This is a genomic window from Mesorhizobium sp. M0815, from assembly GCF_040319995.1.
GTDB lineage: Bacteria > Pseudomonadota > Alphaproteobacteria > Rhizobiales > Rhizobiaceae > Mesorhizobium.
In genome coordinates, this window is the sequence record NZ_JAMYOU010000005.1 from 228,072 (window position 1) to 237,249 (window position 9,178).

At 62.0% G+C, this 9,178-nt stretch carries 19 protein-coding genes; all 19 read right to left on the reverse strand.

Annotated features, from left to right (window positions below; translation table 11 throughout):
* Window positions 1–147 precede the first annotated feature (147 nt).
* Window positions 148–507 carry a 50S ribosomal protein L18 gene (gene rplR / locus NKI01_RS09185; RefSeq protein ID WP_023675132.1) on the reverse strand — a complete coding sequence of 120 codons (360 nt, stop codon included), beginning with the start codon at window positions 505–507 and terminating at the stop codon, window positions 148–150.
* Window positions 508–592: 85 nt separating this feature from the next.
* Window positions 593–1,126, reverse strand: a complete 534-nt coding sequence (gene rplF, locus NKI01_RS09190; RefSeq protein WP_023675133.1) for a 50S ribosomal protein L6 — start codon at window positions 1,124–1,126, stop codon at window positions 593–595.
* 90 nt (window positions 1,127–1,216) lie between these two features.
* Entirely contained in the window at window positions 1,217–1,615 is a 399-nt protein-coding gene (gene rpsH / locus NKI01_RS09195) for a 30S ribosomal protein S8 (protein ID WP_006205453.1), read from the reverse strand.
* A 12-nt stretch (window positions 1,616–1,627) separates the two neighbouring features.
* A complete protein-coding gene (gene rpsN / locus NKI01_RS09200) occupies window positions 1,628–1,933 on the reverse strand; it encodes a 30S ribosomal protein S14 (protein WP_023675134.1) in 306 nt (101 codons plus the stop codon).
* A 27-nt stretch (window positions 1,934–1,960) separates the two neighbouring features.
* A complete protein-coding gene (gene rplE / locus NKI01_RS09205; RefSeq protein WP_023717521.1) occupies window positions 1,961–2,539 on the reverse strand; it encodes a 50S ribosomal protein L5 in 579 nt (192 codons plus the stop codon).
* Entirely contained in the window at window positions 2,532–2,846 is a 315-nt protein-coding gene (gene rplX / locus NKI01_RS09210; RefSeq protein WP_023717520.1) for a 50S ribosomal protein L24, read from the reverse strand. Before rplX ends, rplE begins: the two co-directional genes overlap by 8 nt.
* 12 nt (window positions 2,847–2,858) lie before the next feature.
* The gene (gene rplN / locus NKI01_RS09215; RefSeq protein ID WP_006205457.1) at window positions 2,859–3,227 is read right to left on the reverse strand and encodes a 50S ribosomal protein L14; all 369 of its coding nucleotides are present in this window, start codon (window positions 3,225–3,227) and stop codon (window positions 2,859–2,861) included.
* An 82-nt stretch (window positions 3,228–3,309) separates the two neighbouring features.
* Window positions 3,310–3,549 (reverse strand): 30S ribosomal protein S17, encoded by a 240-nt coding sequence (gene rpsQ, locus NKI01_RS09220; protein WP_023675136.1) that lies wholly within the window; start codon window positions 3,547–3,549, stop codon window positions 3,310–3,312.
* Window positions 3,550–3,560: 11 nt separating this feature from the next.
* Window positions 3,561–3,761 (reverse strand): 50S ribosomal protein L29, encoded by a 201-nt coding sequence (gene rpmC, locus NKI01_RS09225; protein ID WP_006205459.1) that lies wholly within the window; start codon window positions 3,759–3,761, stop codon window positions 3,561–3,563.
* 13 nt (window positions 3,762–3,774) lie between these two features.
* A complete protein-coding gene (rplP, locus tag NKI01_RS09230) occupies window positions 3,775–4,188 on the reverse strand; it encodes a 50S ribosomal protein L16 (RefSeq protein ID WP_006205460.1) in 414 nt (137 codons plus the stop codon).
* A gap of 27 nt (window positions 4,189–4,215) precedes the next feature.
* Window positions 4,216–4,941 carry a 30S ribosomal protein S3 gene (rpsC, locus tag NKI01_RS09235; protein ID WP_023675137.1) on the reverse strand — a complete coding sequence of 242 codons (726 nt, stop codon included), beginning with the start codon at window positions 4,939–4,941 and terminating at the stop codon, window positions 4,216–4,218.
* Window positions 4,941–5,330: a 50S ribosomal protein L22 gene (rplV, locus tag NKI01_RS09240; RefSeq protein WP_006205462.1), complete on the reverse strand. Its 390-nt coding sequence runs from the start codon at window positions 5,328–5,330 to the stop codon at window positions 4,941–4,943. Before rplV ends, rpsC begins: the two co-directional genes overlap by 1 nt.
* 2 nt (window positions 5,331–5,332) lie before the next feature.
* Window positions 5,333–5,611 carry a 30S ribosomal protein S19 gene (rpsS, locus tag NKI01_RS09245; RefSeq protein ID WP_006205463.1) on the reverse strand — a complete coding sequence of 93 codons (279 nt, stop codon included), beginning with the start codon at window positions 5,609–5,611 and terminating at the stop codon, window positions 5,333–5,335.
* Between the two features lie 16 nt (window positions 5,612–5,627).
* The gene (rplB, locus tag NKI01_RS09250) at window positions 5,628–6,461 is read right to left on the reverse strand and encodes a 50S ribosomal protein L2 (RefSeq protein ID WP_023675138.1); all 834 of its coding nucleotides are present in this window, start codon (window positions 6,459–6,461) and stop codon (window positions 5,628–5,630) included.
* 22 nt (window positions 6,462–6,483) lie between these two features.
* On the reverse strand, window positions 6,484–6,777 hold the full coding sequence (locus tag NKI01_RS09255) for a 50S ribosomal protein L23 (RefSeq protein ID WP_006205465.1): 294 nt from the start codon (window positions 6,775–6,777) through the stop codon (window positions 6,484–6,486).
* Complete coding sequence (rplD, locus tag NKI01_RS09260; protein WP_023675140.1) at window positions 6,774–7,394, reverse strand: 50S ribosomal protein L4; 621 nt, start codon at window positions 7,392–7,394, stop codon at window positions 6,774–6,776. Before rplD ends, NKI01_RS09255 begins: the two co-directional genes overlap by 4 nt.
* Window positions 7,394–8,122 (reverse strand): 50S ribosomal protein L3, encoded by a 729-nt coding sequence (gene rplC, locus NKI01_RS09265; protein WP_023717519.1) that lies wholly within the window; start codon window positions 8,120–8,122, stop codon window positions 7,394–7,396. The genes rplD and rplC overlap by 1 nt, the downstream gene beginning before the upstream one ends.
* Window positions 8,123–8,218: 96 nt before the next feature.
* Window positions 8,219–8,527, reverse strand: coding sequence for a 30S ribosomal protein S10 (gene rpsJ / locus NKI01_RS09270; RefSeq protein ID WP_006205468.1), 309 nt, complete (start codon window positions 8,525–8,527; stop codon window positions 8,219–8,221).
* Window positions 8,528–8,590: 63 nt separating this feature from the next.
* The coding region (locus NKI01_RS09275) for an EF-Tu C-terminal domain-related protein (protein ID WP_352962894.1) at window positions 8,591–9,178 on the reverse strand (588 nt) is incomplete at its 5' end.

A 9,178-nucleotide genomic window follows, 5' to 3' on the forward strand; every position in this document is an offset into this window, starting at 1 on the left:
CCTTGTTTTTTTCCGGAAGCACGGTTGATGATGATATCCGGCGCCTCTGTGGGTCGCCGGGGGCGAAAACTCTTTTTTCCTTCGCATGATCCTATCCGAAAAGTCTGCAACTTTTTGCTGCGCTGACCTCCGGTTCGGGATCATGCTTTAGAAGCTCAGACCACCTTCACGGGCAGCCTCGGCAAGCGCCTTGACGCGGCCGTGGTAGATGTAGGCACCGCGGTCGAAGACGACTTCCTTGACGCCGGCCTTCGAGGCACGCTCGGCGATCAGCTTGCCGATGGCAGCTGCGGCCGCGGTGTCGGCGCCGGTCTTGAGCGAACCCTTGAGCTCCTTCTCGAGCGTCGAAGCAGCGGCGATGGTGTGGCCCTTGGCGTCGTCGATGACCTGGACGTAGATGTTCTTCGACGTGCGATGGACCGACAGGCGCGGACGATCGCCAGCGACCTTCTTGATCTGGCGGCGGACGCGCTGAGCGCGGCGCTGGGTGGATTCTTTCGAGCCCATGATATCAGTTCCTTGCCTTCAAAAGACGGGGGCAACCATATGCGGTAGGACAAGCCTCCCGCGACCGCTCCCCGCGGCGTTAAAATTACTTCTTCTTGCCTTCCTTGCGGACGATCTTCTCGCCAGCATAGCGAACGCCCTTGCCCTTGTAGGGCTCGGGGCTGCGGTACTCGCGGATCTCGGCGGCAACCTGGCCGACCTGCTGCTTGTCGATTCCGGTCACGGTGATTTCCGTCGGCTTCGGCACCGAAATCGTCACGCCCTGCGGCGTCTCGTAGACCACGTCGTGGCTGAAGCCGAGCGCCAGCTGCAGGTTCTTGCCCTGCATGGCGGCACGATAGCCGACGCCTGTGATCTCGAGCTTCTTTTCGAAGCCGTCCTTGACGCCCTGCAGGATATTGACGATCTGCGTGCGCGACATGCCCCATTTGGAGCGGGCGGTCTTGGTCTGGTCGCGCGGCTGGACAGCGATCTCGCTGCCTTCCATCTTGACCAGCACTTCGTCGTTCACCACGAACTTCAGCTCGCCCTTCGGACCCTTCGCCGTCACGGTCTGGCCGTTGACGGTCGCGGTCACGCCCTGCGGCAGCGAAACGGGTTTCTTTCCAATACGAGACATTTTGTTGTCCTCGTCACTTCTCTTGTTTCAGGTCTCGGCCTTCGGGACTTGATCCCGAAAACCGGTTTCCAATTGGGGTGACATACCAGATCAGAAGATCTGGCAGAGGATTTCCCCGCCGACATTCTGTTCGCGCGCTTCGTGGTCGGCCATCACGCCCTTCGGCGTCGAAAGGATGGCGATGCCGAGGCCGTTGGCGACGTGCGGTATCGACTTGGCCGAAACGTAGACGCGGCGGCCGGGCTTCGAGACCCGGGCGATTTCGCGCACCACCGGCGCACCGTCGAAATACTTCAGCTCGATCTCGATTTCGGACTTGCCGTTGTCGAAGTCGGTCTGGCTGTAGTCGCGGATATAGCCTTCGGCCTTCAGCACGTCGAGGACGCGGGTACGCAGGCGCGAGGCCGGCGTCGAAACGCTCGACTTCTTACGGCCATACGCGTTGCGGATGCGGGTCAGCATATCGCCGAGAGGATCGCTCAATGACATGTTATGTCCTCCTTACCAGCTCGACTTGACCAGGCCCGGGATCTGGCCGTTATTGCCGAGATCACGAAGCGCGATACGCGATACTTTGAGCTTGCGATAATAGGCACGCGGGCGTCCGGTGACTTCGCAGCGGTTGCGGATGCGGGTCTTGGCCGAGTTGCGTGGCAGCGCCGAAAGCTTCAGCTGAGCGCGGAAGCGCTCTTCCATCGGCTTGGACTGATCCATGATGATCGCCTTGAGCACCTTGCGCTTGGCAGCGAACTGGTCCGCAAGCTTGCGGCGCCTGTTGTTCTTCTCGACTGAGCTGGTCTTTGCCATTTCAGATTTTTCCTTTTCTCGCTGCCGTTACTGGCGGAAGGGGAAGTTGAAGGCCTTGAGCAATGCCCTGGCTTCGTCGTCCGTCTTCGCAGTCGTACAAACGATGACGTCCATGCCCCAGATCTGATCAACCTTGTCGTAGTTGATCTCCGGAAACACGATGTGTTCCTTGATGCCCATGGCATAGTTGCCACGGCCATCGAAGCTCTTCGGGTTGAGTCCGCGGAAGTCGCGGACGCGCGGCAGCGCGATGTTCACGAGACGGTCGAGGAACTCGTACATGCGTTCCTTGCGCAGCGTGACCTTGGCGCCGATCGGCATCTTCTCGCGAACCTTGAAGCCGGCGATCGAGTTGCGGGCGCGGGTGACGACGGCCTTCTGGCCGGCGATCATCGCAAGGTCTTCCGCCGCGATCGAAGGCTTCTTCGAATCGCCGGTCGCCTCGCCGACGCCCATGTTCAGCACGATCTTGTCGATGCGCGGAACCTGCATCTCGTTGTCGTAGCCGAACTGCTCCTGCAGCGCCTTGCGGATGGTCTCGTTATAGACCTGCTTGAGGCGGGGCGTGTTCTGGGCAGTTGCCTGCTTGGTTTGAGCCTTAGCCATTGATGACTTCTCCCGAGCGCTTGGCGACGCGCACCTTCTTGCCGTCCTTCTGGAAGGTGAAGCCGACGCGGGTCGGCTTGCCATCCTTGGGGTCGGCCAGCGCGATGTTCGACAGCTGGATCGGCGCTTCCTTGGTGATGATCCCGCCCTCCTGGGACTGGGACTGCTTCTGGTGACGACGGATCAGGTTGACGCCGCGCACCAGCGCGGTGTCGTCCTTCGGCTGCACCGAGAGGACTTCGCCCGAACGGCCCTTGTCCTTGCCGGCCAGCACGACGACCTTGTCGCCTTTTCTAATCTTTTGCATTGGTCCGGCTCCTTACAGCACTTCAGGCGCGAGCGAGATGATCTTCATGTGGTTCTTGGCGCGGAGTTCGCGCGGAACCGGTCCGAAGATACGCGTGCCGATCGGCTCTTTCTTGTTGTCGACGAGAACGGCTGCGTTCTTGTCGAAACGGATCACGCTGCCATCCGGGCGGCGGATGTCCTTAGCCGTGCGAACCACGACCGCCTTCATCACATCGCCCTTCTTGACGCGGCCGCGCGGGATGGCTTCCTTGATCGACACCACGATGATGTCGCCCACGGAAGCATATTTCCGCTTCGAGCCGCCCAGCACCTTGATGCACATGACACGACGGGCGCCGGAATTATCCGCGACGTCGAGGTTTGTTTGCATCTGAATCATGACTGGCCGCCTTCTTCTTTTCTAACGGGACGGGTTTCTCACCCCTCCCCGGTCTGTCCAAAATTCGTTTCGTTAGCCCTGATCAGGCCTGGTCCGAAGACACCACGACCCAGCGCTTGTCCTTGGAAATCGGCTTCGATTCCTGGATGAACACCTGATCGCCGACCTTGTGGGCGTTGTTCTCGTCGTGCGCCTTGTACTTCTTGGTCATGCGCACGGTCTTCTTCATCACGGGATGCGTGAAGCGCCGTTCGACCTTGACGACAACCGTCTTCTCGTTCTTGTCGCTGACGACGGTGCCCTGCAGAATGCGCTTTGGCATGGTTTTCGTCCTTAAGCCTTCTTGGCCGCGGACTTTTCCGCAGCGATGGTCTTGATACGCGCAATGTCCTTGCGGACCTGCCTCACGCGCGCGGTCTTCTCAAGCTGGCCGGTGGCCTTCTGGAAGCGCAGGTTGAACTGCTCCTTCTTCAGGCTGGCCAGGTCGTCGGTCAGCTGGTCCTGGGTCTTGGTCCGGATGTCTTCGGCTTTCATGATCAGCCCGTCCTTATTCTGCGATGCGCTGTACGAAGCGCGTCCTGACCGAGAGCTTGGCCGCGCCGAGACGCAGCGCCTCACGGGCGGTTTCCTCGTTGACGCCGTCGATCTCGAACATGATGCGGCCTGGCTTGACGCGTGCCGCCCAGTAGTCGACCGCGCCCTTGCCCTTGCCCATGCGGACTTCGGTCGGCTTCGACGTCACCGGCACGTCCGGGAAGATACGGATCCACACGCGGCCGGCACGCTTCATCTCGCGGGTGATCGCGCGGCGGGCCGCCTCGATCTCACGCGCGGTGACGCGGTTCGGCTCAAGCGCCTTCAGCCCGAAACCACCGAAATCCAGGTTGGTGCCGCCCTTGGCGGTACCGTGGATGCGGCCCTTGAACTGCTTACGGAACTTTGTGCGCTTTGGCTGCAGCATCGTTCTAACTCCAAATTCCTAACTGTCTTACGCGTTTTCGCGACGGCGACCGCGTTCGCGCTCACCACCACCGCCATGCGCATGATCGCCCTCGGTGGCGCGGCGCTCCGAAGCCATCGGGTCGTGCTCGAGGATCTCGCCCTTGAACACCCAGACCTTGACGCCGCAAATGCCGTAGGCCGTATTCGCTTCGGCCGTGCCGTAGTCGACGTCGGCACGCAGCGTATGCAGTGGCACGCGGCCTTCACGATACCATTCCATGCGCGCGATCTCGGCGCCGCCGAGACGGCCGGCGCAGTTGATGCGGATGCCTTCGGCACCGAGGCGCATCGCCGACTGCACGGCGCGCTTCATGGCGCGGCGGAACGCGATGCGGCGCTCGAGCTGCTGGGCGATCGACTGGGCGACCAGGGTCGCGTCGATCTCCGGCTTGCGCACTTCGACGATGTTCAGATGCGTCTCGGACTTGGTCATCTCCATCAGCTTCTTGCGAAGCTTCTCGATGTCGGCGCCCTTCTTGCCGATGATCAGGCCCGGACGCGCCGCATGGATGGTGACGCGGCACTTCTTGTGCGGACGCTCGATCACGACCTTCGAGATCGCAGCCTGCTTGAGTTCCTTCTCAAGATATTTGCGGATCTTGATGTCCTCGTGCAGCAGCTTACCGTACTCGCCTGTATTCGCGAACCAGCGCGAATCCCAGGTGCGGTTGATGCCGAGACGCAGACCGATCGGATTGACTTTCTGGCCCATTATGCGGCCTCCCCTTTTTCTTCGACTTCACGAACGACGATCGTGAGGTGCGAGAACGGCTTCTCGATACGGCTGGCGCGACCACGGCCACGGGCATGGAACCGCTTCATGACGATCGACTTGCCGACATAGGCTTCCGCCACGATCAGCGCATCGACGTCGAGGTCGTGGTTGTTTTCCGCGTTGGCGATCGCCGATTCCAGCGTCTTCTTGACCGTGCCGGAAATCCGCTTGGCCGAGAATTCGAGGTCGGAAAGCGCTGTCGCGACCTTCTTGCCGCGGATCAGCGCGGCAACCAGGTTCAGCTTCTGCGGGCTGATACGGATCGTGCGCAACACGGCGCGCGCTTCGTTGTCAGCAAGCCTGCGCGGAGCTTTGGCCTTGCCCATGATTATTTCCTCTTCGCCTTCTTATCCGCGCCGTGACCGTAATAGGTCCGGGTCGGAGCGAATTCACCGAACTTGTGACCGACCATGTCCTCGTTCACCGAGACGGGAACGTGCTTCTGGCCGTTGTAGACACCAAAGGTGAAGCCGACGAACTGCGGCAGGATGGTGGAGCGGCGGCTCCACATCTTGATCACCTCATTGCGACCACCTTCACGAACCTTGTCCACCTTCTTCAGAAGGTAGCCGTCGATGAAGGGGCCTTTCCAAATCGAACGAGTCACTTGGCGTTACCTCTTCTTAGCTCTTGCGCTGATGGCGCGAGCGCAGGATGAACTTGTCGGTCGCCTTGTTGGACCGCGTCTTCTTGCCCTTGGTCGGCTTGCCCCAGGGCGAAACCGGATGGCGGCCACCCGAGGTGCGGCCTTCGCCGCCGCCATGTGGATGGTCGACCGGGTTCATGGTCACGCCGCGATTGTGCGGACGCTTGCCGCGCCACACGGTGCGGCCTGCCTTGCCGTCATTGATGTTGCCGTGGTCCGGGTTGGACACGGCACCGACAGTGGCCATGCAGGAGCCGTGGACGACACGCTGCTCGCCCGAGTTGAGGCGCAGGATCGCCATGCCCTGGTCGCGGCCGACAAGCTGGCCATAACCGCCCGCCGAGCGGGCGACCTGAGCGCCCTTGCCAGGCTTCAGCTCGATATTGTGGACGATCGTGCCGACCGGCATCGAGGCCAGCGGCATCGCGTTGCCCGGCTTCACGTCGACCGATTCACCGGCCACGATCTTGTCGCCGGGAGCCAGACGCTGCGGGGCGATGATGTAGGACAGCTCACCATCGTCATACTTGATCAGCGCGATGAAGGCGGTGCGGTTCGGATCGTATTCGATACGCTCGACCGTGCCGACGACGTCGAACTTGCGGCGCTTGAAGTCGATGATGCGGTAGGTGCGCTTGTGACCGCCGCCGATGAAGCGTGCCGTGATGCGGCCGTAATTGTTGCGGCCGCCCGATTTGGTCAGGCCTTCGGTCAGACCCTTGACGGGCTTGCCCTTGTAGAGGCCCGAGCGGTCGACGATGACCAGCTGACGGGTGCTCGGCGTTACCGGGTTGAATTTTTTCAGTGCCATTGTTCTGTCCTCGCGACCTTGCTCAGAGACCCGTCGCGACGTCGATCGACTGGCCGTCGGCCAGCGTCACAACCGCCTTCTTGACGTCGCTCTGGCGGCCGATCGTGCCGCGGAAGCGCTTGATCTTGCCCTTGCGGACAAGCGTGTTCACGGCCATCACCTTGACGCCGAACAGCGCTTCGACGGCGGCCTTGATTTCCGGCTTCGACGCCTTCTTGGCGACGTTGAAGACGACCTGGTTCTGCTCGGAAGCCATGGTCGACTTTTCGGTGATCGCCGGCGAGACGATCACATCGTAATGACGAAGGTCGGTCATTTGAAGCGCTCCTCGAGAGCCTCGACGGCGGCCTTGGAAAGGACCAGCGTGCCGCGGCGCAGAATGTCGTAGACGTTGATGCCCTGGATGGGCAGCACGTCGATGTTCGGGATGTTGGTCGCCGCCAGCTTGAAATTCTTGTCAAGCTCGGCGCCGCCGATCACCAGGGCGTTGCTCAGGCCCAGCGTCGCGAAATTCGCAATCAGTGCCTTGGTCTTGGCCTCGGTCAGCTTCAGCTCGTCGATGATGATGATCGACGCACTCTTGGCCTTGGCCGAAAGCGCATGCTTGAGACCGAGCGCACGCACCTTCTTCGGCAGATCGTGCTCGTGGCTGCGCACGACGGGGCCGTGGGCCTTGCCACCGCCGCGGAACTGCGGAGCGCGAGCCGAATGGTGACGGGCGCGGCCGGTACCCTTCTGCTTGTACATCTTGGCGCCTGTGCGGGCGATTTCAGCGCGGCCCTTGGCCTTGTGGGTGCCCTGCTGCTTCTTGGCAAGCTGCCAGCGCACGACGCGCTGCAGGATGTCCTCGCGCGGATCAAGGCCGAAAATCTCTTCGGAGAGCTTCAGCTTGCCGGCGTCCTTGCCGCCAAGCGTTGTAATCTTGAGGTCCATTATTCCGCTCCCTCTGTGGCCGGGGCCTCGTTCTTGGCGGCACCATCGGTCGCAACGGCGCGGATCGCGGCGGGCTTCGGCGCATTGGCCGGAAGCGCCACCTTGGCCGCGTCGCGGACCAGGATCCATGCACCCTTCGAACCCGGGACCGCACCGCGGATCAGGATCAGGCCGCGATCGGCGTCGGTCGAGACGACCTCGACATTCTGCGTGGTGACGCGGGTGTCACCCATGTGGCCGGCCATATGCTTGCCCTTGAACACCTTGCCCGGATCCTGGCGCTGGCCGGTCGAGCCGTGCGTACGGTGCGACACCGAGTTGCCGTGCGTCGCGCGGCCGCCACCCATGTGGTGCCGCTTGATGACGCCCTGGAAACCCTTGCCGATCGTGGTTCCCGTCACATCGACCTTCTGGCCGACGACGAAATGCTCGACGGTGATTTCGGCGCCGACATCGATCATGTTGTCGGCGGAGACGCGGAACTCGGCAACCTTGGCCTTGGGCTCGACGGAAGCGGTCGCGAAATGGCCGCGCATCGCCTTCGACGTGTTCTTCACCTTGGCAAGGCCAACGCCGAGCTGGACGGCGGTATAGCCGTTCTTCTCCTGCGTGCGCTGCGCCACGACCTGGCAGTTCTCCATCTGGAGAACAGTGACGGGAACATGTTCCCCGGCATCGTTGTAGATGCGGGTCATTCCCACCTTCTTTGCAATCACACCTGAACGCATCGGTTCAATTCCTTTAGAGTTCCCTGTCGGGGCTGTCGCCCCTCCACGCCTCTTGTTCCTTCAGAGTTCCGGGTCGCCCCGCTGACCTCTGGTTCCTTAGAGCTTGATCTCGACGTCGACACCGGCGGCCAGATCGAGCTTCATCAAAGCATCGACCGTCTGCGGGGTCGGGTCGACGATGTCGAGCAGACGCTTGTGCGTGCGCATCTCGAACTGCTCGCGGCTCTTCTTGTCGACGTGAGGCGACCGGTTGACCGTGAACTTTTCGATCCGCGTCGGCAGCGGAATGGGGCCGCGGACGTTGGCGCCGGTGCGCTTGGCGGTCGACACGATTTCCCGTGTCGAGGCGTCGAGCACCCGGTGATCAAACGCCTTCAGGCGGATGCGGATATTCTGTCCGTTCATGCGTCACTTCCTTGTTCTGGCGCGGCGCGGGCAGCGCCCGCGACAGATCGGTTTAAGTCCAAATTACTCTTTGATGGTGACGACGATGCCGGCACCGACGGTGCGGCCGCCTTCACGGATGGCGAAGCGCAGCTTCTCTTCCATGGCGATCGGCACGATCAGCTCGACATCGACGGTGATGTTATCGCCCGGCATCACCATTTCGGTGCCTTCCGGCAGCGACACGATGCCGGTCACGTCCGTCGTGCGGAAATAGAACTGCGGACGGTAGTTGGTGAAGAACGGCGTGTGACGGCCGCCCTCGTCCTTGGTCAGGATGTAGGCTTCGGCGACGAACTTCTTGTGCGGCTTGACGGTGCCGGGCTTGGCCAGAACCTGGCCGCGCTCGACGCCTTCACGGTCGACACCGCGCAACAGCGCGCCGATGTTGTCGCCGGCCTGGCCCTGGTCGAGCAGCTTGCGGAACATCTCGACGCCCGTGCAGGTCGTCTTGGTGGTCGGACGGATGCCGATGATCTCCAGCTCCTCGCCGACCTTGACGACGCCGCGCTCGACGCGGCCGGTCACCACCGTGCCGCGGCCCGAAATCGAGAACACGTCCTCGATCGGCATCAGGAACGGCTTGTCGAGCGGACGAACCGGCGTCGGGAT

Excerpts from the sequence above, each read along its gene's own strand:
- rpsJ (WP_006205468.1), bottom strand. The coding sequence starts at position 8,527 with ATGAACGGACAGAATATCCGCATCCGCCTGAAGGCGTTTGATCACCGG.
- NKI01_RS09255 (WP_006205465.1), bottom strand. The coding sequence starts at position 6,777 with ATGACCGACCTTCGTCATTACGATGTGATCGTCTCGCCGGCGATCACC.
- rpsQ (WP_023675136.1), bottom strand. The coding sequence starts at position 3,549 with ATGCCAAAGCGCATTCTGCAGGGCACCGTCGTCAGCGACAAGAACGAG.
- rplE (WP_023717521.1), bottom strand. The coding sequence starts at position 2,539 with ATGGCTAAGGCTCAAACCAAGCAGGCAACTGCCCAGAACACGCCCCGC.
- rplB (WP_023675138.1), bottom strand. The coding sequence starts at position 6,461 with ATGGCACTGAAAAAATTCAACCCGGTAACGCCGAGCACCCGTCAGCTG.
- rplD (WP_023675140.1), bottom strand. The coding sequence starts at position 7,394 with ATGGACCTCAAGATTACAACGCTTGGCGGCAAGGACGCCGGCAAGCTG.
- rpsH (WP_006205453.1), bottom strand. The coding sequence starts at position 1,615 with ATGTCATTGAGCGATCCTCTCGGCGATATGCTGACCCGCATCCGCAAC.
- rplF (WP_023675133.1), bottom strand. The coding sequence starts at position 1,126 with ATGTCTCGTATTGGAAAGAAACCCGTTTCGCTGCCGCAGGGCGTGACC.
- rplV (WP_006205462.1), bottom strand. The coding sequence starts at position 5,330 with ATGGGCAAGGCCAAAGCTCCGCGCAGGCTTGCTGACAACGAAGCGCGC.
- rplP (WP_006205460.1), bottom strand. The coding sequence starts at position 4,188 with ATGCTGCAGCCAAAGCGCACAAAGTTCCGTAAGCAGTTCAAGGGCCGC.
- rpsC (WP_023675137.1), bottom strand. The coding sequence starts at position 4,941 with ATGGGCCAGAAAGTCAATCCGATCGGTCTGCGTCTCGGCATCAACCGC.
- rplC (WP_023717519.1), bottom strand. The coding sequence starts at position 8,122 with ATGCGTTCAGGTGTGATTGCAAAGAAGGTGGGAATGACCCGCATCTAC.
- rplR (WP_023675132.1), bottom strand. The coding sequence starts at position 507 with ATGGGCTCGAAAGAATCCACCCAGCGCCGCGCTCAGCGCGTCCGCCGC.
- rpsN (WP_023675134.1), bottom strand. The coding sequence starts at position 1,933 with ATGGCAAAGACCAGCTCAGTCGAGAAGAACAACAGGCGCCGCAAGCTT.
- rpmC (WP_006205459.1), bottom strand. The coding sequence starts at position 3,761 with ATGAAAGCCGAAGACATCCGGACCAAGACCCAGGACCAGCTGACCGAC.
- rplX (WP_023717520.1), bottom strand. The coding sequence starts at position 2,846 with ATGCAAAAGATTAGAAAAGGCGACAAGGTCGTCGTGCTGGCCGGCAAG.
- rplN (WP_006205457.1), bottom strand. The coding sequence starts at position 3,227 with ATGATTCAGATGCAAACAAACCTCGACGTCGCGGATAATTCCGGCGCC.